Annotated in this window: 21 protein-coding genes, 2 tRNA genes and 1 pseudogene; 17 read left to right on the forward strand and 7 right to left on the reverse strand. The window is 69.1% G+C overall.

The window, feature by feature from the left end:
• Window positions 1–63: 63 nt before the first annotated feature.
• On the reverse strand, window positions 64–1,293 hold the full coding sequence (locus RT2_RS11490) for an NAD(P)/FAD-dependent oxidoreductase (protein WP_072844921.1): 1,230 nt from the start codon (window positions 1,291–1,293) through the stop codon (window positions 64–66).
• Window positions 1,294–1,524: 231 nt separating this feature from the next.
• On the opposite strand from RT2_RS11490, the gene RT2_RS11495 reads away from it, so the two are divergent.
• Window positions 1,525–2,133, forward strand: a complete 609-nt coding sequence (locus RT2_RS11495) for a mycothiol-dependent nitroreductase Rv2466c family protein (protein WP_371851159.1) — start codon at window positions 1,525–1,527, stop codon at window positions 2,131–2,133.
• Between the two features lie 65 nt (window positions 2,134–2,198).
• Here the strand turns inward: RT2_RS11495 and RT2_RS11500 are convergent, their stop codons facing one another.
• From RT2_RS11500 to RT2_RS11510, 3 genes are all read right to left on the reverse strand, one after another.
• Window positions 2,199–3,260, reverse strand: a complete 1,062-nt coding sequence (locus RT2_RS11500; RefSeq protein WP_072844923.1) for an alcohol dehydrogenase catalytic domain-containing protein — start codon at window positions 3,258–3,260, stop codon at window positions 2,199–2,201.
• Window positions 3,257–4,474, reverse strand: coding sequence for an LLM class flavin-dependent oxidoreductase (locus RT2_RS11505; protein ID WP_245709454.1), 1,218 nt, complete (start codon window positions 4,472–4,474; stop codon window positions 3,257–3,259). Before RT2_RS11505 ends, RT2_RS11500 begins: the two co-directional genes overlap by 4 nt.
• Window positions 4,475–4,638: 164 nt before the next feature.
• Entirely contained in the window at window positions 4,639–5,277 is a 639-nt protein-coding gene (locus RT2_RS11510) for a TetR/AcrR family transcriptional regulator (protein WP_072844925.1), read from the reverse strand.
• Between the two features lie 106 nt (window positions 5,278–5,383).
• On the opposite strand from RT2_RS11510, the gene RT2_RS11515 reads away from it, so the two are divergent.
• A complete protein-coding gene (locus RT2_RS11515) occupies window positions 5,384–5,710 on the forward strand; it encodes a hypothetical protein (RefSeq protein WP_072844926.1) in 327 nt (108 codons plus the stop codon).
• Window positions 5,711–6,480: 770 nt separating this feature from the next.
• On the opposite strand, the gene RT2_RS11520 is transcribed toward RT2_RS11515, so the two are convergent.
• The gene (locus RT2_RS11520) at window positions 6,481–7,365 is read right to left on the reverse strand and encodes a M48 family metallopeptidase (RefSeq protein WP_371851160.1); all 885 of its coding nucleotides are present in this window, start codon (window positions 7,363–7,365) and stop codon (window positions 6,481–6,483) included.
• A gap of 61 nt (window positions 7,366–7,426) precedes the next feature.
• Between RT2_RS11520 and RT2_RS11525 the strand changes: the two genes are divergently transcribed.
• Window positions 7,427–7,900, forward strand: coding sequence for a ribose-5-phosphate isomerase (locus RT2_RS11525; protein ID WP_072845014.1), 474 nt, complete (start codon window positions 7,427–7,429; stop codon window positions 7,898–7,900).
• Window positions 7,901–7,909: 9 nt separating this feature from the next.
• On the forward strand, window positions 7,910–8,707 hold the full coding sequence (locus RT2_RS11530; RefSeq protein ID WP_072844928.1) for an Fpg/Nei family DNA glycosylase: 798 nt from the start codon (window positions 7,910–7,912) through the stop codon (window positions 8,705–8,707).
• A gap of 64 nt (window positions 8,708–8,771) precedes the next feature.
• Here RT2_RS11530 and RT2_RS11535 read toward each other — a convergent pair whose 3' ends face one another.
• A complete protein-coding gene (locus RT2_RS11535) occupies window positions 8,772–9,587 on the reverse strand; it encodes a GA module-containing protein (RefSeq protein WP_072844929.1) in 816 nt (271 codons plus the stop codon).
• 103 nt (window positions 9,588–9,690) lie between these two features.
• Between RT2_RS11535 and dinB the strand changes: the two genes are divergently transcribed.
• Entirely contained in the window at window positions 9,691–10,965 is a 1,275-nt protein-coding gene (dinB, locus tag RT2_RS11540) for a DNA polymerase IV (RefSeq protein ID WP_072845015.1), read from the forward strand.
• Between the two features lie 171 nt (window positions 10,966–11,136).
• On the opposite strand, the gene RT2_RS11545 is transcribed toward dinB, so the two are convergent.
• A tRNA-Gly gene (locus RT2_RS11545) sits at window positions 11,137–11,210 on the reverse strand.
• A gap of 154 nt (window positions 11,211–11,364) precedes the next feature.
• Between RT2_RS11545 and RT2_RS11550 the strand changes: the two genes are divergently transcribed.
• From RT2_RS11550 to RT2_RS11605, 12 genes and pseudogenes are all read left to right on the forward strand, one after another.
• Window positions 11,365–11,441 (forward strand) — tRNA-Pro (locus RT2_RS11550).
• Between the two features lie 79 nt (window positions 11,442–11,520).
• The gene (tig, locus tag RT2_RS11555) at window positions 11,521–12,885 is read left to right on the forward strand and encodes a trigger factor (RefSeq protein WP_169888308.1); all 1,365 of its coding nucleotides are present in this window, start codon (window positions 11,521–11,523) and stop codon (window positions 12,883–12,885) included.
• A 147-nt stretch (window positions 12,886–13,032) separates the two neighbouring features.
• Window positions 13,033–13,620, forward strand: a complete 588-nt coding sequence (locus tag RT2_RS11560) for an ATP-dependent Clp protease proteolytic subunit (RefSeq protein ID WP_072844931.1) — start codon at window positions 13,033–13,035, stop codon at window positions 13,618–13,620.
• A gap of 45 nt (window positions 13,621–13,665) precedes the next feature.
• The gene (locus RT2_RS11565) at window positions 13,666–14,328 is read left to right on the forward strand and encodes an ATP-dependent Clp protease proteolytic subunit (protein ID WP_072844932.1); all 663 of its coding nucleotides are present in this window, start codon (window positions 13,666–13,668) and stop codon (window positions 14,326–14,328) included.
• 219 nt (window positions 14,329–14,547) lie between these two features.
• On the forward strand, window positions 14,548–15,825 hold the full coding sequence (gene clpX, locus RT2_RS11570; RefSeq protein ID WP_072844933.1) for an ATP-dependent Clp protease ATP-binding subunit ClpX: 1,278 nt from the start codon (window positions 14,548–14,550) through the stop codon (window positions 15,823–15,825).
• Between the two features lie 321 nt (window positions 15,826–16,146).
• Entirely contained in the window at window positions 16,147–16,965 is an 819-nt protein-coding gene (locus RT2_RS11575; protein WP_072844934.1) for an IclR family transcriptional regulator, read from the forward strand.
• Between the two features lie 54 nt (window positions 16,966–17,019).
• Complete coding sequence (locus tag RT2_RS11580) at window positions 17,020–17,742, forward strand: HD domain-containing protein (RefSeq protein WP_072844935.1); 723 nt, start codon at window positions 17,020–17,022, stop codon at window positions 17,740–17,742.
• 53 nt (window positions 17,743–17,795) lie between these two features.
• Window positions 17,796–19,049, forward strand: a pseudogene (locus RT2_RS11585) (cytochrome P450); the annotation flags it as partial.
• Complete coding sequence (locus RT2_RS11590; RefSeq protein WP_255312530.1) at window positions 19,032–20,162, forward strand: PEP/pyruvate-binding domain-containing protein; 1,131 nt, start codon at window positions 19,032–19,034, stop codon at window positions 20,160–20,162. The pseudogene RT2_RS11585 and the gene RT2_RS11590, both read left to right, overlap by 18 nt.
• Before the next feature lie 36 nt (window positions 20,163–20,198).
• The gene (locus RT2_RS11595) at window positions 20,199–22,013 is read left to right on the forward strand and encodes a PEP-utilizing enzyme (protein WP_072844936.1); all 1,815 of its coding nucleotides are present in this window, start codon (window positions 20,199–20,201) and stop codon (window positions 22,011–22,013) included.
• On the forward strand, window positions 22,013–22,762 hold the full coding sequence (locus RT2_RS11600) for an SDR family NAD(P)-dependent oxidoreductase (RefSeq protein ID WP_072845016.1): 750 nt from the start codon (window positions 22,013–22,015) through the stop codon (window positions 22,760–22,762). The genes RT2_RS11595 and RT2_RS11600 overlap by 1 nt, the downstream gene beginning before the upstream one ends.
• A gap of 13 nt (window positions 22,763–22,775) precedes the next feature.
• Complete coding sequence (locus RT2_RS11605) at window positions 22,776–23,096, forward strand: 2Fe-2S iron-sulfur cluster-binding protein (protein ID WP_072844937.1); 321 nt, start codon at window positions 22,776–22,778, stop codon at window positions 23,094–23,096.

A 23,096-nucleotide genomic window follows, 5' to 3' on the forward strand; every position in this document is an offset into this window, starting at 1 on the left:
GGAAAGGTGTACGCCTCCATCCCATCACGACGTGCCGGACCTCACGACCGCTCGCACCGACTCTCAGGCGGCGACCTCGGTGAGCGGCACGTTCGGATCGGACAGCGCCACCGGGTCGACCGGCATCCGGCCGAGGATCAGGGCCCGCACCACGTCACCGACATCCCAGACGTTGACGTTCATCGCGGCCAGGACCCGATGGTCGCCGTCGAGCCAGAACGCGACGAACTCGCGTCGGGCGACGTCGCCGCGCACCACGATCCGGGCGTAGTGGGGTGCGTAGCCGACGTACTCCATGCCGAGGTCGTACTGGTCGGTGAAGAAATACGGCAGGTTCGTGTAGTCGGTGGGGTGACCGAGCATGGTCGCCGCGGCCGCCGCCGGCTGGTTGAGCGCATTGGCCCAGTGCTCCACGCGGATTCGGGTGTCGAGCACCGGGTGGAAGTGCGCGGCGATGTCGCCGACCGCGACGATGTCCGGGTCGCTGGTCCGCAGCGCGGAGTCGACGACCACGCCGCCGTCCATGGTCAGTCCGGCCGACTCGGCCAGTTCGATGTTCGGTTGCGCGCCCACGGCGACGAGGACCGCGTCGGCGGCCAGCACGTCACCGGAGGCCAGCCGTACGCCCGTGGCCCGGCCGTCGGCGGTGGTGATCTCCTCGACCCGGGCCTGGAACCGGAGGTCGACGCCGTGCTCGCGGTGCATTTCGGCGAACACGGTGCCCATCTCGGCGCCCAGGGCGGCGAGCAACGGCAGTTCGGCCGCCTCGAGGACGGTGACGATCACGCCACGGTCGCGGGCGACGGCGGTGACCTCGAGCCCGATCCAGCCCGCGCCGATCACCACCAGCCGTGCGCCGGGGGACAGGGCGTCGAGCAGGGCGTCGGACTCCTCGACGGTGCGCAGGAAGTGGACTCCGTCGGCGTCGGCGCCCGGGATCGGGGGGCGCCGGGAGCGGGACCCGGTGGCCAGCGCGAGCTTGTCGTAGCCCAGCGTCGAGCCGTCGGGGAGGGTGACCAGGTGGGCGTCGCGGTCCAGGGCGGTGGCCGTGGTGCCGAGCCGCAGGTCGACGTGGTGGTCGCGGTACCAGTCGCCGTGGTGGACGGTGAACTCCGCGAGGGACTTCTTGCCCGCCATGTGTTCCTTGGACAGCGGCGGACGTTCGTAGGGGAGGTGGTCCTCCTCGCTCAGCAGCACGATCGAACCGTCGAAGTCCTTCTCACGGAGGGCTTCCGCCGTCTTCGCGCCGGCCAGGCCGCCGCCGACGATGACAAATGTGCGGTTCGATGACATCGCGTCACGCTCCGTTTCCCCAGGTTCTGGCGAACGATCGGATCCGAACGGGTCTTCGTCCCGACCCTACTGCCCGTGGGCGGTCCGTGGACCGAGAGCGGCGCACCCGGTCGCGCGGGAAGGAATCGGGGCCGTGGCAGGTTGGCATGGCAGGAGACCCGTGTCTCGAGTTCGTACCGATCCGCGTCGGGGTGGTTCGCCCCGACGATGCAGCTGACAGGAGACCAGCCCGTGACCGCCAAGGACACCGCCGACTTTTGGTTCGACCCGCTCTGCCCGTGGTGCTGGATCACCTCGCGCTGGATCCTCGAGGTCGAGAAGGTCCGCGACATCGACGCCAACTTCCACGTGATGAGCCTGGCCGTGCTCAACGAGGGCCGCGACCTGCCCGAGGAGTACCAGGAACTGATGGTGCGCGCGTGGGGGCCGGTCCGGGTGGCGATCGCCGCGGCCCGCGACCACGGCGACAAGGTGCTGCTGCCGCTCTACACGGCGATGGGCACGCGCATCCACGACCAGGGCAACAAGGATCTGCCCGTCGTCATCGCGGAGGCACTCGAGGAGGTCGGCCTGCCCGCGGAACTGGCCGCGGCGGCCGAGTCGGGCGACTACGACGAGGAACTGCGCGCCAGCCACAAGGCGGGCATGGACGCCGTCGGCCCAGACGTCGGCACCCCGACCATCCACGTCAACGGCGTCGCGTTCTTCGGGCCCGTGCTCTCGCGCATCCCGCGCGGCGAGGACGCGGGCAGGGTCTGGGACGGCACCGTCGCGCTGGCGTCGTACCCGCACTTCTTCGAGCTCAAGCGCACCCGGACCGAGGACCCCTCCTTCGACTGAGCACTGCGCACTCGTGCGCGGTTGACGGGTCCGACGGACCCGTCAACCGAGCCTAGGGGGAGCGCCTAGGGCAGGACCAGGATCTTGACGTGCTCGTCGGGGCTGCGCAGCGCGGTGAACGCGTCCGCGACCCCGTCCAGCCCCACCCGCCCCGTGATGATCGCGTCCGCGTCGATCTCCCCGTCGGCCAGGCGCCGCAGCGTGATGTCGTAGGCGTCCTCGTACGGGCCGTGGCCGAAGTTGATCGCGATCCGGCGGAACTGTCCGACCACGGGGATGATCGTCTCGTCCCCGAACGGCGCCGCCAGCACCTGGATCCGCGAGTTGAACGGCAGCGTGTGCATCAGGGTGCCCAGGACCCCGGCGCGGCCGCTGCACTCGTAGGCGATCAGGATGCCCCCGCCCGCCTGCCCGACGAGGGTGTTGCCCTCGGCGACCATCCGGTTCCACAGCTCGATCGGGTCCTGCTCGTTCGGGTCGACGACGATGTCGGCGCCCATCTTTGCGGCCAGCTCGCGACGTTTCGGTGACGGCTCGGACGCGATCACCAGCCGAGCCCCGCGGGCTTTGGCGGCCACGACGGCGCCGAGCCCGATGGTGCCGCAGCCGATCACCAGCGCCGAGTCCGCGGCGGTGAGACCGGACTGCTGCATGTGCATCTCGCCGACGTGCAGCGGTTCGGCGAGGGTGGCGTGCTCGAGCGAGAGTCCCTCGGGGACCCGGCGGACCCAGAAGGCGTCGACGACGATGTGCTCGCCGAAGGCGCCGTGGTACTCGTTGGAGTAGCCGATGATCTTCGGGATGCCCGTGGCGGTGTCGGTCGCGAGCCCGATGCCCGCGACCCGGTCACCGACGGCGAACTCGGTGACGGCCGAGCCGATCTCGGCGACGGTGCCCGCGTACTCGTGACCGAGCACGACGGGGCGGTCGGTGTCGAAGGTGGCCAGCGGGTAGCCCGCGTTCTCCGCGACGTGGACGAACCGGCAGGGGTCCTTGGACATGCTCAGGTCGCTGCCGCAGATGCCGCAGGCGACGACGTCGATCCGGACCTGACCGGGGCCGACGGCAGGCGGGCCCGGGACCTCGGTGACCGTGAACGCGCCGTCGGCGAACTGCGCCGCCCTCATGCCTGTGCTCCCGCGGGCTGGCCGTAGTAGTCGGTGTGCGCCTTGGTGATTGCGCCGATCAGTCCGCCGATCAGGTAGTCGCGGTTGTCGGCCGCGTACTGCAGGCTGGCCTCGCGGCCGGCGTTTCGGTTCTTGAAGTGCGGGACCACCTCGGAGGCGAACAGCTCGTAACTGCGCTTGGTGTCCTCCCAGCTCGCCATGTCCACGTGCAGGACGAGCAGGGTGCCGAACCCGCCGGTCTGCTCGATCAGCCGCTCGATCTGCGCGATGGCGTCGTCCGGGGTGCCGATGATCGCCTGCCCGAACTCGCCGAGGGTGTCGCCCCGCCACTGGTCGACGATCCCCTTGGGGGTCTGCGCCCACTCCGGGTTCTGCCCGGTCTGCCGATTGACGTAGGCGGCCATCGAGCCGATCCGGCGGCTGACGGCGCGTTCGGCGTCTGCGCGGGTCTCGGCGAGGAACATCGGGTTGACCACGCGCCAGGTGGAGCGGTCCGCGACGTGGCCGTGTTCGGCCGAGACCTGCTCGTAGATGTCCCAGTTGCGGCCGAGTGCCTCGAAACCGGTCGGCGAGCTCGCCGCGAGCGAGAGCAGCGACAGGCCGTGGGTGCCCGCGAGCACCGAGCCGTTGGGGGAGATGGTCGAGGCGGTCGCGATCTCGATGCCGGCCGGGTTGTAGGTGGGCAGCTGGGCCCGCGCGTCGCGCAGCGTGAACCAGTCGGTCTCCATGTTCACCACCTCGCCGCGCAGCAGCGGCAGGATCGCCTCGAGCGCCTCGCCCTGCATGCGGCGCTGGTCGGACGGGTCGATGCCCATCATGTGCGCGTCGAGGGGGATCTTGCCCGGGCCGGTCCCGAAGATCAGGCGCCCACGGGTCTGCAGGTCCAGTTGGGTGATGCGGTCCGCGGTGACGAGCGGATGGTGGTAGGGCAGCGAGGTGACGCCGGTGCCGAACCGGATCCGCTGGGTGCGTTCGGCCGCGGCGGCGATGAACATGTCGGGCGCCGGCACGATCTCGGCCCCGGTCGAGTGGTGCTCACCCATCCACGCCTCGGCGAAGCCGAGGTGGTCGAGGTGTTCCATCAGGTCGATGTCCCGGCGCAGTTGCAGCGCGGGGTCGGCGTTGAGCGGGTGGTAGGGCGCGAGGAACGCGCCGAATTCGAGGGAATCTCTGGTCCACACGAGCGTCATCTCCTGACGGGCGACTGTTGACACGGCGAAGGTTGTGGCGTGAGCGACATCACATGCGCTCGGTCGATTCCTATCACCTAACTGGATCAGATGATCCAAAAATATCCCGCTCAGCGGTCACTCCAGTTTCTGGATCAGGTGATCCGAATGTGTCGGCGGCCAGGGGCCGGGTGTGGGTGAAGTCGGTTTCAGCTGGCGAGCAGCCGTTCGAGTCCGCCGACCACGAAGACAACCAGGTCCTCGTGGAACGAGGCGAGCTCGTCGGGGGACAGGCGGCCGCCGTCCCGGCGCCACTCGTCGGCGCGGCTCAGGGATTGCAGGAAGCTCGTCACCGAGATCGCCCAGCGCCGTTCCAGTCGAGCCGGGTCGGCCTCGGGGTAGGTCCGGCGGACCTCGCCGAGCAGTGCGACCTGCAGCTCCCGTCCGGCCGCCTCCAGTGTCGGGTGACCTTCCGGCGAGATCTGCGCGATGATCTTGACCCAGCGCATGCCTCGGGTGCGTTGGCGCAGAAGGAGTTCCAGGTACGGCCCGGTGACCGCGCGCACCAGCGCGTCGGCGTCGGCCGGCTGCGGCCCCGCCGCCAGTTCCGCGACGTTCGCCGTGATCTGGTCGCGCACCGCACCGCCGAGATCGACGAGGACCGCCGTGAGCAGGTCCTCCTTGGTGCCGAAGTGGTAGTGCACCGACGCGGGGCCCAGTCCGGCGGCGGCGTTGACCGCGCGCACCGACACGGCGTCGAAGCCCTGGGTGGCGAAGAGTCGTTCGGCCGTCTTGATCAGGCGCAGGCGGGTGGCGGTGCCCTGTCGGTTCCCGGAGGCGGTGGACATGCGCCGAGCATTCCACATCTTGACTGCGGCCCGGCGATGGCTTCCAATGGCACTGATTGGATCGGCTGATCCAATTGGTGACATCGATGTCGGAGGAGTGCGTGCCATGCAGCTCGAGGTGGACCTGGATTCGGACGTCGCGCCGGTGACACTGACCGGTGTCGACGAGTTCACGCGGCTCGCGGTGACGGTGTCCGGGGACCCCGACGCCGATCGGATGGCCTCGGTGCTCGGCGGGTGGGGCATCGTCGCCGACGGTCACGTCTGGCTCGAGATCGCCGAGCTGGAACGCGCGGTGCGCGCGCACCCCGACCGGGTGACCGACTGGCTGCCGCGGTTCGTCTCGATGATCGACTACGCCGAGTCCAAGGGCTGGGTGGACGGCGAGAACCGGCGGGTGCGCGCCCACTGCGAGCGTGTGGTCCGGTCCTAGCGACTGGTGGCCGGGTCCGGCTCGTGCGCGGTTGACGGGTCCCCGGACCCGTCAACCGCGCACGAGCGGCGGAGCCGCCTAGATCATGTCTCCTTAATCTGATCGTGTCTGTGGCGCACCATGCTCGGTGTGGTGCGCACGAGTGTGATCTGTGATGAGCAGTGGGTGATTGTCGAGCCCCTGGTGCCGTCGTCGGACGGCAACAGGGGACGCCCGTTTCGGTGACCACCGGCAACCCACGGCGGCAGGACCGCAGCGCGGTGGGGGGTCCTGCCGTCGGTCGTGTTTAACGGTTTGACCTGCGGGAAGTCGAGTCTGATTCGGCTGCCGTCCTGGCCGATTCGCCCTATTCTGGCTCGGTCGGGGGGCGTTCCGTTAGGTGTGGGCACCCCGGTCCTACACATTCGAACGAAGGAAGTTTCATGTCTCGAAATCTGGCGCGCCGCGGCGCGTCCGTCCTGGTCGCGGCGGCTCTGCTCGGCGGTGGCCTGGCACTCGGTGGGGGCACGGCGTCGGCTGAGGAGCCCAACCCCGCCATCGGCGATTCGTTCCAAGTTCTCCTTGCAGCCATTGTTCTCCCACTGACGGGCAGCGCTGCGGGCCCCGTTCAGTCGGGCAGCGCTGCTGTGGGCAGCAGCGAGACCTGCAGCGGGGCCTACGAAGGGGTGCCCCGCCCTGGCTGTCTTGGTTTCATCCGCATCCTCCCCTCTGAGCTGGCTGCCAGTTAGGGCATGTCTCGCGATCCCTGTTGCGGGATTGGGAGGCACGCCTTAGGGGCGGAAGAAGATCCGGCCGTGCCGGGACCGGTCCCGCAGGGCGGCCGCCCGCCAGGTCAGCACCGGGTGGCTGGCCAGGATGTTGACCAGCCACGGGAAGAACCCGCGTTCGGTGCCGGCTCGGTCGGCCATCTCGTGGAAGCTCACCAGCCCCATCAGGTACTTGCCCGCGCCCAGCACCCCGATGGCCCCGGCCGCCCCGGTGGGCCGGTTGCAGAGCCCGTGGTTGTCGGCGGTGTACTCCTGTGCCCGCGAGAGCGACGAGCCGATCACCGGGACGTAGTTGGCGCCGAACATGCCGAGCTGACGCCAGTACGACGTGTGCCCGGCCGCGATGTGCCCCACCTCGTGGCCGACGATGAACGCGAGGGCGTCGGGATCGCGGGCCTGGCCGCCGACCTCGAACAGGTCGCTGTAGACCACCACGTACCGCCGGAACCCGTGCCCGGACGCGAACGCGTTGATCTGCCCGTTGCCGAGGACCACGTAGCCGTCCGGCACCCGTGACATGCCGAACCGGGCCGCCGCCTCGGCGACCATCCGGTACCCGTCGGGGAACTGGGTGGGGCTCATCTTCACGCCGTTCACCCGCTGTGCGGCGTACATCCGGCCGCGGGCCAGGTAGACCAGAAGCGGTGCCAGCAGCAGGATTCCGATCCAGGTGTCCAGCCGCCCGCTGACCAGCAGCGCGATCGAGACCAGGTAGGCGAGCGCGGTGACGGTGATCGCGAGGACCAGCAGCGCGTTCTCGAACCGGTGCCGCGCGGGCATGCCCCAGGGCGAGAGGCCGCGCGGCGGCAGCATCGGTGGCGGGCCGTGGGTCGGTTGGGGGTGTGCAGGCTGGACGGGATGAGGGGCCAGGGGCGGGATCTGCTCCATGACGGTGACCCTATGTGTGGTCGGTTCCGGTGACGTCGCCGCGACCTGTCAGAATTGGGTCATGCGCGTATACCTGGGTGCCGACCATGCTGGCTTCGAGCTCAAGAACCAGATCATCGACCATCTCACCGCCAACGGACACGAGGCAGTCGACTGCGGCGCCCACGTGTACGACGCGGTCGACGACTACCCGGCCTTCTGCGTCGAGGCCGCCCGCCGGGTGGTCGAGGACGAGGGCAGCCTGGGCATCGTCCTCGGCGGCAGCGGCAACGGCGAGCAGATCGCCGCGAACAAGGTGCCCGGCGCCCGTTGCGCCCTGGCCTGGAGCGTGGAGACGGCGCAGCTGGCCCGCCAGCACAACAAGGCGCAGCTGATCGGCATCGGCGGCCGCATGCACTCCCTGGAGGAGGCGCTGGCCATCGTCGACGCATTCCTCGCGACCCCGTGGTCGGGGGAGGAGCGGCACCAGCGTCGCATCGACATCCTGTCCGAGTACGAGCGCACCGGCGTGCCGCCGGCGCTGCCGGAGGCGTGAGCTCGCAGCATGCCTGAGGGACACACCCTCCACCGCCTGGCACGGGAGCACCAGCGAGACTTCGCGGGTGCTCCCGTCCGCGTCTCCAGCCCGCAGGGCCGGTTCGAGGCGGGGGCCGCGCTCGTCGACCGCCGGGTGCTGGTCCGCGCGGAGGCGTGGGGGAAACACCTGCTGCACCACTACGAGGGCGGCCGCATCGTCCACGTGCACCTCGGCCTGTACGGCAAGTTCACCGACCTGCCGCTGCCGATGGGCGCACCGGTGGGGCAGGTGCGCATGCGGATGGTCGGCGCCGCGATCGGCACCGACCTGCGCGGGCCCACCGCGTGCGAGATCTACGACGAGGAACAGCTGCACGCGCTCGAGCGCCGGCTGGGACCCGACCCGCTGCGCGTCGACGCCGACCCGGACCGCGCCTGGCGCCGAATCTCCAAGTCGCGGACCGCGATCGGCGCGCTGCTGATGGACCAGGCGGTGCTCGCCGGGGTGGGGAACGTCTACCGGGCCGAGGTCCTGTTCCGTCACGAGATCAACCCGAACCGGCCCGGCGTCGAGGTGTCCGAGCAGCAGTGGACCGCGCTGTGGGCCGACCTGGTCACGCTGATGAACGTCGGTGTGCGGGAGGGCGTCATGCACGTGGTGCGGCCCGAGCACGACAACGGCGACCCGGCCTACGCCAAGAACCGTCCCCGCACGTACGTCTACCGCCGGACCGGGTCGGCGTGCCGGGTCTGCGGGACGCCGGTCACCGGCTCGGTCATGAAGGCGCGCAACCTGTTCTGGTGCCCCACCTGTCAGCCGGGCTGAACGAACTTCGGCAGGATTCCGCCCGGAATCCGGGCGGAATCCTGCCGAAGATGCGTGGGCGGAACTAGAAGCCGCCGAAGTCGCCCCCGCCGTCGAAGCCCCCGCCGTCGAACCCGCCGCCACCGAAGTCCTCACCGCCGGCGTAGTTGTCACCGCCGCCGAAGTCCTCGCCGCCCCCGTCGGTTCCGCCGTCGGCACCACCGTCCGCGCCGCCGTCGGCACCGGCGTCGCTGCCGTCACCCTGGCCGTCCTCGAAATGCTGGGCGTCGTAGGGCACGCCCGCCATGCCGCTGAACATCGTCGAGAACAGCAGCATCGAGCCGACGCCCCAGGCGCCGGCCACCAGTGCCGGCTTCCACCACGGCTCGGAGTACCAGCCGGCGGGCACCGGACGGCCCGCGACCCGGCCGCCGGGATAGTAGTTCGGGGTGCGCTGCGACGGGTTCGGTGACGCGGCAACCTGTCGCCCCTCGAAGTCGACCTCGCGGTCCTCGGTGACCTGGCCGGCGGCGCGCTGGCCGTCGATGCTGGGCACCTCGGGGCCGGGGTCCATGCCCATGGCCGTGCGGGCGGCGCGAATGTAGTAGAGCCCCTCGAGCGCGGTCTGCTTGGCGAGTCGGGCCTGCGCCGGGGTGGTGGCCTGGTCGATCTGGGAGCCCGCGGCGATGTTCCGCTCGGAGGCGTCCGCCAAGGCCTGCTTGGAGGCGGTGTCAGTGCCGGTCAGGATGTACACCTGGCCGGCGAGCCGCTCGATGGCCTGGCGTGCGTCGGCCTTCGCATCCTCGAGCTGGTTGGCGGCGTGGCCGGCCGAGCGCTTCTGGCTCCGCATGACCAGGTAGACGACGGCGGCGATGATGACGACGATCAGAAGGAGTTCCACTGGAGCCTTCCCGAAGGAGCGATCCGGACAGTGCCCAGCGTACCGGCGATCCGGTCGGGACAGGCGGCATGTCGGTGCTGGGTGGGAACATGTGTTCGTGTCCATTTTCGGTTCGGAGATCCCGGGGCAGGCGGCCGTCCCGTCGGTGCGGTCCGCCGCGACGGCGACGATCCTGCACGCCGACCTCGACGCCTTCTACGCCTCGGTCGAGCAACGCGACGACGCCACGCTGCGCGGGCGGCCGGTGATCGTCGGCGGGGGTGTGGTGCTCGCGGCCAGCTACGAGGCGAAGGCGTTCGGGGTGCGCACGGCGAGCAGCGCCGCGCAGGCACTGCGGCTGTGCCCGCAGGCTGTGGTGGTCCCGCCGCGGATGTTCGCGTACGCGGAGGCGAGCCGGGCGGTGTTCGAGGTGTTCGCCGACACCACGCCGCTGGTCGAGGGCATCTCGATCGACGAGGCGTTCCTCGATGTCGGGGGACTGGCCCGGGTGTCGGGCACCCCGTTCGAGATCGCAGCCCGGCTGCGCGGCGCGGTGCGCGAGCGGGTGGGTCTGCCGATCACCGTCGGCGTGGCCCGGACCAAGTTCCTTGCGAAGGTCGCCAGTGCGGTGGGCAAGCCGGACGGCCTGCTGCTGGTGCCGCCCGACCGTGAGCTGGCCTTCCTGCATCCGCTGCCGATCGAGCGGCTGTGGGGGGTGGGCAAGGTGACGGCGGGCAAGCTGCGCGGTTACGGGATTGGCACCGTCGGCCAGATCGCCGAGGTGTCCGAGCGGGAGCTGGCGACGGTGCTGGGCGTGGCTGCGGCCCGCCACCTGCACGAGCTCGCCTGGGCCCGCGACCCGCGGGCGGTCCAGACCGGCAGGCGCAGGCACTCAGTCGGCGCGCAGCATGCGCTCGGCCGCGGGTCGCACTCGCCGGCCGAGGTCGACGCAGCGCTGGCCGCGCTGGTCGACCGGGTCGCGCGGCGGCTGCGCGCGGCCGGCCGGACCTGCCGGACGGTGGTGCTGCGCCTGCGCTTCGGCGACTTCGAGCGCATCACCCGCTCGCGGACCCTCGGGCAGGCGTCGGCCCGCACCGAGGTGATCCTCGTGACGGCCCGGGAACTGCTGACCGCGGCGCGGCCGATGATCGCCGACCGCGGGCTGACGCTGGTCGGGGTGGCGCTCACCAACCTCGACGACGAGGGCGCGGAGCAACTCGCGCTGCCGTTCGAGCGGGATTTCGACCGGGGAGCGGGCGCGGCCGCACCGCCGGAGCGCGGCCGGGAACTCGACGCCACCCTCGACGTCCTGCGGGCGAAGTTCGGCGCGGTCGCGGTCACCCGCGCGGCCCTGCTCGGCCGGGACCGGGGCGTCAGTGTGCCGATACTTCCGGAGTAGGGCGGAGGCGTGCCGCGTCCCGGCGATCGGGCCGGTTGGGGACGTCTGCGAGGTTTGCGCTGGAATCGCTTGATGCCAAACATGTTTCGCGTTCGTCGTTGCGCGGGCGCGTCGGCGGGCACGAAAAAACCCGCCACCGACCGAGGTCGACGACGGGCTCTGTGAAGAACGTGGAGGGGATGACGGGAATCGAACCCGCATCATCTGCTTGGAAGGCAGAGGCTTTACCACTAAGCTACATCCCCGCGCATACGACAACCTGGGATCGCCACTGATGTCGTCTGCGAGTCAGACTGTACATAACCTCGCTTTGTCATCGCCAATCGGGTGCCCGTAGGATTCGTTCCGGAGTCGTCGCCGCAGCGCAACATTGCGGTCGCCGGAGCCTTGCGGACCTAACGGGGTGTAGCGCAGCTTGGTAGCGCATCCGCTTTGGGAGCGGAGGGTCGCAGGTTCAAATCCTGTCACCCCGACCAGGAACAACGACGCAACATGTGCGGTGCTGAAGATCAGTGCCGCATGGCAACTAGTAAGACCACACGAAGGAGCATGTCCGTGAAGAGCACCGTCGAGCAGCTGAGCCCGACACGGGTCCGTATCAACGTCGAGGTGCCCTTCGCGGAGCTCAAGCCTGACTTCGACAAGGCATACAAGGCCCTCGCGCAGCAGATCCGTCTCCCCGGCTTCCGTCCCGGCAAGGCCCCGGCCAAGCTGCTCGAGGCCCGCGTCGGCCGTGGCGCCGTGCTGGAGCAGGTCGTCAACGACGCACTGCCCTCGCGCTACTCCGAGGCTGTCGAGGCCGGCCAGGTCAAGGTCATCGGCCAGCCCGAGATCGAGATCACCAAGCTGGAGGACGGCGAGCAGCTGACCTTCACCGCCGAGGTGGACGTCCGCCCCGAGATCGAGCTGCCCGACTACAGCGCGCTCACCGTCACCGTCGACCCGGTCGAGATCACCGACGAGGCCGTCGACGAGCAGCTGCTCTCGCTGCGTCAGCGTTTCGGCACCCTCACGGGCGTCGAGCGGGGCGTGCAGGACGGCGACTTCGTCTCCATCGACCTCGCGGCGACCGTCGACGGCGAGGCCGTCCCGGAGGCCACCGCGAGCGGCCTGTCCCACGAGGTGGGCTCGGGTCAGCTGATCCAGGGCCTCGACGAGGCGCTCATCGGTCTGAAGGCCGGCGAGTCCAAGGAGTTCACCTCCACGCTGGTCGCCGGTGAGCACGCCGGCAAGGAGGCCGTCGTCACTGTCACCGTCGGCACCGTCAAGGAGCGCGAGCTGCCCGAGGCCGACGACGAGTTCGCCCAGCTGGCGAGCGAGTTCGACACCCTCGAGGAGCTCAAGGCCGACCTGACCGAGCGTGTCGGTCGCGTCCGCAAGGTCGAGCAGGCCGGTCAGATCCGCGACAAGGTCCTCGAGACCCTGCTCGAGACCGTCGAGGTCCCGCTGCCCGAGGCCATCGTCAAGGCCGAGGTCGACGCCGCACTGCACGACGCCGTGCACGGCCTGGACCACGACGAGGCCGCCCTCGACAAGCTGCTCGAGGAGCAGGGCAGCAGCCGCGAGGAGTTCAACAAGGACACCACCGACGCCGCCGAGCGCAGCGTCAAGACCCAGCTGCTGCTCGACGCGATCGCCGAGGCCGAGGGCACGCAGGTCGACCAGCAGGAGCTGACCGAGCGGATCATCTTCCAGGCGCAGCGCTACGGCATCTCGCCCGACCAGTTCATCCAGCAGGTCCAGCAGGCCGGTCAGCTCGGCGCGGTGTTCGCCGACGTCCGTCGCGGCAAGGCGCTGGCCTCGGTCGTCGAGAAGTTCACCGTGACCGACACCGCCGGCGAGACCGTCGACACCGCCGAGATGTTCGGCAACGGCAAGGCCGACGACTCGGCCGAGGCCGCGGAGTCCGACGAGAGCTAGGTTTCACGCCTACAGCGAACAGGGACGGCACCGGGACTCCGGGGCCGTCCCTGTTCGTTAGTGTCAGTGACAAGAACCAACGTTTCAGTTATGGAGAAGGCAGGTACCGTGACTTCACAGAACCCGGGGACTTTTCAGAGTCCCGCCATGACTTCGGCCACTTCGGGCCTGAACCTCAGCGACTCGGTGTTCGAGCGCCTGCTGCGCGAGCGCATCATCTTCCTCGGTACCCAGGTCGACGACGACATCGCCAACAAGCTCTGCGCCCAGATCCTGCTGCTCTCGGCGGAGGATCCGACGCGCGACATCTCCCTGTACATCAACTCGCCGGGCGGCTCGGTCACCGCCGGCATGGCCATCTTCGACACCATGCAGTTCGCGGAGTGCGACATCGCGACCTTCGGCATGGGCCTGGCCGCGTCGATGGGCCAGTTCCTGCTCTCGGCAGGTACCAAGGGCAAGCGCTACGCCCTGCCGCACGCGCGGATCATGATGCACCAGCCGTCGGCCGGAATCGGCGGCTCGGCCAGCGACATCGCGATCATGGCGGAGCAGTTCAAGCACACCAAGCGCGAGATGGCCGAGCTGATCGCCGAGCACACCGGTCAGACGCTCGAGCAGATCACCATCGACTCGGATCGTGACCGCTGGTTCACGGCGCAGGAAGCCCTCGACTACGGCTTCGTCGACCACGTCGTCTCCCGCGCACGCGAGGCCGGTGGCGCCGGCAACTGAGCCGGCCCGCCCCGTCCTGCGTCCACTTCATCCATTGGAGAACTGATGAGCAACCTCTTCGATCCCCGCGCTCTAGGCGGCCAGGCACCGGCCGCGCCGCAGTCCCGCTACATCCTGCCGTCGTTCATCGAGCACTCCAGCTACGGCGTCAAGGAGTCCAACCCGTACAACAAGCTGTTCGAGGAGCGCATCATCTTCCTCGGCGTGCAGGTTGACGACGCCTCCGCGAACGACGTGATGGCGCAGCTGCTGGTGCTCGAGTCGCTCGATCCCGACCGCGACATCACCATGTACATCAACTCGCCCGGTGGCTCGTTCACCTCGCTGATGGCGATCTACGACACGATGCAGTACGTGCGCGCCGACATCACCACCGTCTGCCTCGGCCAGGCGGCGTCCGCGGCCGCGGTGCTGCTGGCGGCCGGTACCCCCGGCAAGCGCCTGGCCCTGCCGAACGCCCGCGTGCTGATCCATCAGCCGTCGAGCGGCGGAATCCAGGGTCAGGTTTCGGATCTCGAGATCCAGGCCGCCGAGATCGAGCGCATGCGTCGCCTGATGGAGGAGACCCTTGCCCGGCACACCGGCAAGGACGCCGACGTGATCCGCAAGGACACCGACCGCGACAAGATCCTCACGGCCGCGCAGGCCAAGGAGTACGGAATCATCGACGACGTGCTCGAGTACCGGAAGCTTTCCGCACAGAAGTAGTCGTCCGCGCCGCCCGGACCCGTCACGGGTCCGGGCCGCGCGCCGCCGCGACAGGCGGCGCGAAACCCCGCCAAGAAGTGACCTGGTTCCCGGAGTGCGGGTACCGTCACATGAGGGGCATTCGCCCGCGGAGGGTCCGGGATTCGAGACCCGTCCGCTCGCGGAGTCCGGCGGGCTCCGTAGCTAGTGCAGCTGAGAAGGAAGTAGGGACCTGACGAGATGGCACGCATCGGTGACGGCGGCGACCTGCTGAAATGCTCTTTCTGTGGCAAGAGCCAGAAGCAGGTGAAGAAGCTCATCGCGGGGCCGGGTGTGTACATCTGCGACGAGTGCATCGACCTGTGCAACGAGATCATCGAGGAAGAGCTCGCCGAGTCGAGTGAGGTCAAGCTCGACGAGCTGCCCAAACCGGCCGAGATCCGGGACTTCCTCGAGAACTACGTGATCGGCCAGGACGCGGCCAAGCGGACCCTCGCGGTCGCGGTCTACAACCACTACAAGCGCATCCAGGCCGGGGACAAGGGCCGGGAGGTGCGGGGCGAGACCGTCGAGCTGGCGAAGTCGAACATCCTGATGTTGGGCCCCACCGGCTGTGGCAAGACGTACCTCGCGCAGACGCTGGCGAAGATGCTCAACGTCCCGTTCGCGATCGCAGATGCGACGGCGCTGACCGAGGCCGGCTACGTCGGCGAGGACGTCGAGAACATCCTGCTCAAGCTGATCCAGGCCGCCGACTACGACGTCAAGCGCGCCGAGACCGGCATCATCTACATCGACGAGGTCGACAAGATCGCCCGCAAGAGCGAGAACCCGTCGATCACCCGGGACGTGTCCGGCGAGGGTGTCCAGCAGGCGCTGTTGAAGATCCTCGAGGGCACCCAGGCCAGCGTGCCGCCGCAGGGCGGACGCAAGCACCCGCACCAGGAGTTCATCCAGATCGACACCACCAACGTGCTGTTCATCGTGGCGGGTGCGTTCGCGGGTCTCGAGAAGATCGTCTCGGACCGAGTGGGCAAGCGCGGCATCGGATTCGGCGCCGAGGTGCACTCGAAGGCGGAGCTCGACACCCAGGACCGCTTCGCCGAGGTGATGCCGGAGGACCTGATCAAGTTCGGTCTGATCCCCGAGTTCATCGGGCGTCTGCCGGTGCTGGCCTCGGTGACCAACCTCGACAAGGACTCGCTGGTCCAGATCCTGTCGGAGCCGAAGAACGCACTGGTCAAGCAGTACATGCGGCTGTTCGAGATGGACGGGGTGGAACTCGAGTTCTCCTCCGACGCGCTCGAGGCGATCGCCGACCAGGCGATCCTGCGCGGCACCGGTGCCCGTGGGCTGCGGGCCATCATGGAAGAGGTCCTGCTGCCGGTGATGTACGACATCCCCAGCCGCGACGACGTCGCCAAGGTGGTCGTCACCGCGGAGACGGTCAACGACAACGTGCTGCCGACGATCGTGCCGCGCAAGCCGGAACGCGAGCGCCGCGACAAGTCGGCGTAGGTCGAACTGCCGCCGAAGGCCCCCACTCGACCGAGTGGGGGCCTTCGGCGTTCCTCCTTTGCAGCCAGGCGCTCGAAGACGGCAGCAAGGCCCTGCCCGCCACCGATGCACATCGTCTCGAGGCCGTAGCGTGACTCGCGACGAACCGTGGACCCGGTGCACGGCTCCGAGCGGGTCATCTGCTTACCGACGCTGGTCCAAGGCTTCCGCGCGGGGGCGCCTCGGCCGATCTGCCGGGGCGCCGTCGTCGGCGGGTCCGGGCCCGCGACAGGATACCGACGGAACGGCTGACTGAGATCGGTCGACAGGACAGAGGTGACAATGGCCGGACAACCACGCGAGCCGGGGCGGACCACGACCTCCCGTGTGCTGGCGATCCTCGAGACCTTCGAATCCGCGCCGGGGCCGCTGCAGCTGACCGACATCGCGACCACTGCGGGACTGCCGCTCAGCACGGTGCACCGCCTCGTCGCCGAGCTCGAGCAGTGGGGTGCACTTCAGCGCGGTCCGGACGGGCGCTATCAGGTGGGCATCCGGCTGTGGGAGATCGGCCAGAATGCCGGCCGGCGGCTGCGCGACATCGTTCACCCGCCGCTCCAGGACCTGTTCGACCTGACGCACGAGACCGTCCACTTCGCCGTCCGGCGCGGCACCGAAGTCATCTACGTGGACCGGATCTACGGCAGCCGCCGGGTGCCGCGGATTGCCCGGGTCGGCGCCCGGCTCCCGCTGCACCCGACGGCCGTCGGCAAGGTCCTTCTCGCCTACGAGGAGGACTGGTTCCGCGAGGCCTACCTGGCACACGCGCTCGAACGGCGGTCGCGCTACACGATCACCGACCCACGTCGCCTCGCTCGTGAGCTGGAGGTCGTGCGCGAGGACGGGTATGCACAGACTCAGGAGGAGATCGCACTCGGGCTCTGTTCGGTGGCGGTGCCGGTGCGCGCGCCCCGGGGCGACGTCGTCGCGGCCGTCGGCATCGTGTTGCCCAGCGTGCGCTTCGCCGAGATCCCGCGGTTCCTCCCCTCGATGCGGGGGACGGTCGTCCGGCTCGAGAAGCTCTTTCGCGGCCTTCCTCAGCCTGTTGAACAGGCAATTCGAACCTTCTGGCTCGGCTCTTCCGTTGAACGGAAGCAATAGCTAGGTCGGTTGCCCGCGGCGCGAGAGGGTGGTCTCCATCACAAGGAGGATTGCATGGAGACCAGTATCACCGCCCCGTCTCGGGGGTCGGCTCACGGGGACGGCCTGCTCGGCCGCGACGTGTCGGCATTCGTCCCCGAGTCCGCCGACGTCCCCGGCCTGATCGAGATGGCCCCGGCCGAGCAGGACGTCTGGGACCGGGCGGTGCAGCACCTGCACGTGCGCGACAACGACGTCCACACCACATATGCGTTTGGAATCGCCAAGGCCCTGCTCGAGGTCGTGGACGGTGCGCGCGCCGAGATCGTGCTCCCCGCGATCCTGCTGCACGACACGGGCTGGTCCCGGGTGCCCGAGGACCAGGTGCTCGAGGCGATCGCGCCCAGGCCGCGGCACCCTGAACTGGTCCGGGTCCATGAGGCCGAGGGCGCCCGGATAGCCCGCGTCGTGCTCGAGGATCTCGGGCGCGATCCGGCCGTCGTCGACGAGGTCGTCGACATCGTGGCCGGCCACGACAGCCGCCCCGAGGCGATGAGCCCGAGCGATGCCGTCGTAAAGGATGCCGACAAGCTGTGGCGCCTCACCCCGCACGGACTGGCGACGGTGCAGCGCTGGTTCGGCCTCCGCCCCGACCAGGCCCTCCGACTCGTCGGTGCCCGGACCCACGCGTACCTCCACACCGAGCCCGCCCGTGCCATGGCGCGCGCCCTCGCCGCGATCGCCTCGATCGACCACTCCCCGCAGCGCCGCGCACTCGATGCGCAGGTCGCGCAATGACTCTCGTCCCGGACATCACCCGTTTCGTATCCGATCCGATTCCAGGAGTTCCCATGCCTGCCCCGACCGATCACGAGCCCGCCGTCGGTTGTCCCGTCGCTCACCACGGCTACGAGCCGTTCTCGATGACCGACCCGTTCCCCGCCTACGCCCAGCTGCGCGCCGACGAACCGGTGATGTACGACGAGCGGGTCGACTGCTGGGTGGTCACCCGGTACGAGGACGTCAAGGCCGTCTTCGACGACTGGGAGACCTTCAGCAGTGAGAACGCTCAGGCACCGGTCCGAGAGCGCGGTCCGCAGGCACGAAAGATCATGGAGGACGGCGGATTCACCGCGTACTCCGGTCTGTCGGCGCGGATTCCCCCGGAGCACACCCGGATCCGCAAGGTGGTGTCGAAGGCGTTCACCCCGCGCCGGTACAAGGCCCTCGAACCGTTCATCCGCGACAACGTCGACACCCAGTTGCGGGCGATGCTCGCGCGACCGGAGCGGCGTGGCGACCTGCTGCGGGACCTCGCCTACGAGGTGCCGACCGTCACCATCCTGACGCTGATCGGCGCGGACACGGGCAAGGTGGACACCTTCAAGCGGTGGTCCGACTCGCGGGCCGCGATGACGTGGGGCGACCTGACCGACGAGGAGCAGATCCCGCACGCGCACAACCTCGTCGAGTACTGGCAGGAGTGCTTGCGGCTCGTGGCGCAGGCGCACGCGGAGGGCGGTGACAGCCTGGTCGCGGACCTGGTGCGTGCGCAGCAGGACGGAGATCCGATCAGCGACCACGAGATCGCGTCGGTCTGCTACAGCCTGCTGTTCGCCGGCCACGAGACCACGACGACGCTGATCTCCAACACGCTGCGCCTGCTGCTCGCACACCGCGACCAGTGGGAGGCGCTCGCGGCGGACCCGAAGCGAATCCCCGCCGCCATCGACGAGGTGCTGCGGTTCAGCCCCTCCATCGTCGGGTGGCGACGGAAGGCGCTGCGGAACAGCGAGATCGGCGGGACCGCGATCCCCGAGGGCGCGAACGTGCTGCTGTTGATGGGGTCCGCGAATCGGGACGACGCCCGTTTCGAGGACCCGGAGGTCTTCGACATCTCCCGCGGCAACGCACGCGAGCACCTGGCGTTCGGCTTCGGCATCCACTACTGCCTCGGCAACATGCTTGCCAAGCTGCAGGCGCGGATCGCGGTGGAGCAGGTGCTGACGCTGGCCCCGGACCTCGAGCTTGTCGATCCCGAGGCGATCACGTTCGGCGACAACCTGTCGTTCCGGGTGCCCGACGCGGTGCCGGTTCGGTGGGACGGAGCGGACGAGCGTCCCTACATCCAGTTCTTCGACGACGACACCGCGCCGCGGCACGAGTTGCTCGGCGGCAAGTGCGCATCGCTGGTGTCGATGACTCAGGCCGACATGCCGGTCCCACCCGGGTTCGCGGTCACCACCGCGCTGTACGACGACTTCGTCGCCGAATCCGGTATCGCCGACGGTATCGCGCGACTGCTGGCGGATCTCGACCCGGACGACGTCGCGCAGGTGGACGCGGTCTCGGCCCGGATCCGCGACGCGATCACCTCGCGACCGGTCCCGGACCGTCTGCGACAGTCGACGATCGAGGCCTACGAACGCCTGCAGTCGCGTTTCGACGAGCCGGTTCCGGTGGCGGTGCGGTCCTCCGCGACCGCCGAGGACCTGCCCGACGCGAGCTTCGCCGGCCAGCAGGACACCTACCTCTGGTTGACCGACCGCGAGTCGGTGGCCGAGCACATCCGCCGGTGCTGGGCGTCGCTGTACACGAGCCGCGCGATCACCTACCGACTGAAGAACGACATCCCGGACGAGGGCCTGTCGATGGCGGTCGCCGTGCAGAAGATGGTCAACGCCAAGGTCGCCGGTGTCGCGATGACCCTCGACCCGACCAACGGCGACCGGTCGAAGATCGTCGTCGACGCCTCCTACGGCGTCGGGGAGATGGTGGTCTCCGGTCTGGTCACCCCGGACAACATCGTCCTGGACAAGGTGATGCTGACCGTGGTGGCCGAGACGGTCGGCGCCAAGCACGCCGAGCTGATCCCGGATGCCGAGTCCCACAGTCTGATCGAGCGGGAGGTGGAACCACGGCGCCGTGAGCGCCGGTGCATGTCCGATGCCGACCTGCGGACGGTGGCGACGATCGCCAAGCGCGCCGAGAAGCACTACGGGTGCCCGCAGGACATCGAATGGGCCCTCGACGCGGACCTGCCCGACGGCGAGAACCTGCTGCTGCTGCAGTCCCGCCCGGAGACGGTCTGGTCGTCGAAGCCCGCCGTGTCCGCTGCGTCGACGACCCCGCCCACGGACGCGCCGGCGAAGCCGCGAACCGGCTTGGTCATGTCCGGTATCACCAAGTCGATGACCCGCCCCCAGTCCCACCGCTGACCCACGCCCCATCCCACGAACCCTGAGGAACATCCCATGTCGATGAAGTCCTTCCCCAGCCCCTTCGACCTCGAGACGCCGGAGGGCGCCCAGGGGTGGCAGGAGCTGTACCCGTACAACATGGTCTTCCAGGACAGCCTGAAGGAGGCCGAGGACAAGAAGTTCTGGTTCTGCGACAGCCAGCACTGGCCGACGGTGTTCAAGCCGTTCGAGACCATCGGCGGTGAGTTCGCCGTCAAGTGCCTGGGCCAGTACAACACTCGGCACCTGCTGATCCCGAACTCGAACGGCATCGAGTTCCGCATCCATCTGGGCTACCTGTACATGTCGCCGATCCCGGCGCCCGAGGAGGAGTTCGAGGCGCGGGTACCGCACTTCGAGGAGCGGGCGGCGTACTACTACCAGAACTGGGAGCGGCTGCTCGAGGAGTGGCACAAGAAGGTGCGCACCACCATCGACGAGATGGCCGGGCTGGAGTTCGCGAAGCTGCCCGACATGGTGCCGATGGAGGACATCACGTCCGGCAAGGCGAAGGACGGCAGCGAGGTGCTGCTGGAGAACTTCGACCGGCTGATCCAGCTGTGCTACCAGAACTGGCAGTACCACTTCGAGTTCCTCAACCTCGGGTACATCGCGTATCTCGACTTCTTCGGCTTCTGCAAGGAGGTGTTCCCGAACATCCCGGATCAGGCGATCGCAATGATGGTGCAGGGCGTGGACATGGAGCTGTTCCGGCCCGACGACGAGCTGAAGACGCTGGCGACGCTGGCCGTCGAGCTCGGTCTGGACGGGTTGTTCGACGACCCGAGCGAGGTCGACGGCACCCTCGGCCGGATCGCGGCCGCGGCGAACGGCGAGAAGTGGCTCGCCGCCTACCGGGCCGCGCAGGACCCGTGGTTCAACTTCACGGTCGGCAACGGCTTCTACGGCCACGACAAGTACTGGATCGAGCACCAGGACATCCCCCTCGCCTACATCGCCGACTACATTCGTCGGCTGCTGGCCGGGCAGGACATCATGCGGCCCGTCGAGGCGCTGGCGGCGGAGCGGGTCCGAGTCGCCGCCGAGTACCGTGACCTGCTGAGCGGCGAGGACCGGGACACGTTCGACGCCAAGCTCGAATTGGCGCGCACCGCATACCCGTACGTGGAGAACCACAACTTCTACATCGAGCACTGGACGATGGGGGTGTTCTGGCGCAAGGTCCGCGAGCTGTCGCGGATGATGCACGAGGAGGGCTTCTGGGAGCAGCCGGACGACCTGCTGTACCTGAGCCGCGGTGAGGTCCGCGAGGCGCTGTTCGACCTCGCCACCGGCTGGGGCGTGGGCGCGGCCCCGATCGGTCCGAGCTACTGGCCCCGGGAGATCGAGCGCCGCCGCGGGATCGTCGACGCGCTGAAGTCGCGGCGACCCGAGCCGGCGCTGAACACGCCGCCGGAGTTCATCACCGAACCGTTCACCAGCATGCTGTACGGGATCACCACCGAGCAGGTGCAGCAGTGGCTCAGCGACGACGAGGACACCTCCGGCGGGTTGCGCGGCATGGCCGCCTCGCCCGGTGTCGTCGAAGGTGTCGCCCGCGTGGTGACCAGTGCGGACGAGCTGTCCGAGGTCCAGGAGGGCGAGATCCTCGTCGCGCCGATCACCGCCCCGTCCTGGGGGCCGATCTTCGGCAAGATCAGGGCGACGGTCACCGACATCGGAGGCATGATGAGCCACGCCGCGATCGTCTGCCGCGAGTACGGGCTGCCCGCCGTCACCGGCACCGGCTCGGCGTCGACGCAGATCGTGACCGGTCAGCTGCTGCGCGTCGACGGCGGCACCGGCGTCGTCACGATCCTGGAGTCGTGATGGCGGACGACGTGCGGACCGTGCTGATCACCGGCGCCGCAGGCGGGCTGGGGCGGGCGTTCGCCCTGGGCTTCGCGGAGCGGGGATACCGGGTGGCGGTCGCGGACATCGACGGCGCCGGCGCGAGGGAGACGGCCGGCCTGGTCGCCGACCGCGGCGCGGACGCCGTCGCGGTGACCGTCGACGTCACGTCGGTCGAGTCCACGGACGAGATGGCGTCGGAGGTCGCCGAGTTCGGCGGCGGCGGGATCGACGTGCTCGTCAACAACGCCGCCATCTACGCCGCGGTGACCCGCAGTCCGTTCGAGCAGATCGACCCGGCCGAATGGGACCGGGTGATGGAGGTGAACCTCAAGGGGCCGTGGATGTGTGCGCGAGCGTGCAGTCCGTACCTGCGCGAAGGCGGGGCCGTCGTCAACGTCTCGTCGGCGACCATCCTCAGCGGTTCGGAGCAGTGGATGCACTACGTCGCCTCGAAGGGCGGGGTGGTGGCGCTCACGCGGGTGATGGCCAAGGAACTCGGCCGCCGGTCGATCACCGTCAACGTCATCGCCCCCGGCTTCACCCTCACCGAGGCCAGCCACGGCCTGATCGAGGGCGCCGAGAACTACGGCGTCGACCGGGGCGCACTGAAGCGCGCGAGCCAGCCGGACGACATCGTCGGTGCCGCACTGTTTCTCGCCGGTCCCGACAGCAAGTACATCACCGGGCAGACCCTCGTCGTCGACGGCGGACGCCAGTTCATCTAGGAGTGAGACACCCATGCCCAAGGTCACCTTCACCGATCACGGCGGCGCCACCCGCGTGGTCGACGGCAACGTCGGCGAATCCGTGATGGAGCTCGCGATGAAAAACGGGATTCCGGGAATCGTCGCCGAGTGCGGTGGTTCGCTGTCCTGCGCCACCTGCCACGTCTTCGTCCGCGAGGACGACTTCGCCGGGCTCCCCGCGTTGGACGAGATGGAGGACGAGATGCTCTACGGCACCGCGATCGACCGGGAGGACTGCTCCCGCCTGTCCTGCCAGATCAAGCTCACCGTGGACTCGGATCTGCACGTGAGCACGCCGGAAACGCAAGTGTAG

This window comes from Rhodococcus tukisamuensis NBRC 100609 (assembly GCF_001894985.1).
Taxonomy (GTDB): domain Bacteria; phylum Actinomycetota; class Actinomycetes; order Mycobacteriales; family Mycobacteriaceae; genus Rhodococcus_G; species Rhodococcus_G tukisamuensis.

Coding starts and splice junctions, on each gene's coding strand:
- RT2_RS11520 (WP_371851160.1), bottom strand. CDS start 7,365: ATGGAGCAGATCCCGCCCCTGGCCCCTCATCCCGTCCAGCCTGCACAC.
- RT2_RS11600 (WP_072845016.1), top strand. CDS start 22,013: ATGGCGGACGACGTGCGGACCGTGCTGATCACCGGCGCCGCAGGCGGG.
- RT2_RS11605 (WP_072844937.1), top strand. CDS start 22,776: ATGCCCAAGGTCACCTTCACCGATCACGGCGGCGCCACCCGCGTGGTC.
- RT2_RS11490 (WP_072844921.1), bottom strand. CDS start 1,293: ATGTCATCGAACCGCACATTTGTCATCGTCGGCGGCGGCCTGGCCGGC.
- RT2_RS11525 (WP_072845014.1), top strand. CDS start 7,427: ATGCGCGTATACCTGGGTGCCGACCATGCTGGCTTCGAGCTCAAGAAC.
- RT2_RS11510 (WP_072844925.1), bottom strand. CDS start 5,277: ATGTCCACCGCCTCCGGGAACCGACAGGGCACCGCCACCCGCCTGCGC.
- clpX (WP_072844933.1), top strand. CDS start 14,548: ATGGCACGCATCGGTGACGGCGGCGACCTGCTGAAATGCTCTTTCTGT.
- RT2_RS11575 (WP_072844934.1), top strand. CDS start 16,147: ATGGCCGGACAACCACGCGAGCCGGGGCGGACCACGACCTCCCGTGTG.
- RT2_RS11560 (WP_072844931.1), top strand. CDS start 13,033: ATGACTTCGGCCACTTCGGGCCTGAACCTCAGCGACTCGGTGTTCGAG.
- RT2_RS11500 (WP_072844923.1), bottom strand. CDS start 3,260: ATGAGGGCGGCGCAGTTCGCCGACGGCGCGTTCACGGTCACCGAGGTC.
- RT2_RS11595 (WP_072844936.1), top strand. CDS start 20,199: ATGTCGATGAAGTCCTTCCCCAGCCCCTTCGACCTCGAGACGCCGGAG.
- RT2_RS11565 (WP_072844932.1), top strand. CDS start 13,666: ATGAGCAACCTCTTCGATCCCCGCGCTCTAGGCGGCCAGGCACCGGCC.
- RT2_RS11515 (WP_072844926.1), top strand. CDS start 5,384: ATGCAGCTCGAGGTGGACCTGGATTCGGACGTCGCGCCGGTGACACTG.
- RT2_RS11530 (WP_072844928.1), top strand. CDS start 7,910: ATGCCTGAGGGACACACCCTCCACCGCCTGGCACGGGAGCACCAGCGA.
- RT2_RS11580 (WP_072844935.1), top strand. CDS start 17,020: ATGGAGACCAGTATCACCGCCCCGTCTCGGGGGTCGGCTCACGGGGAC.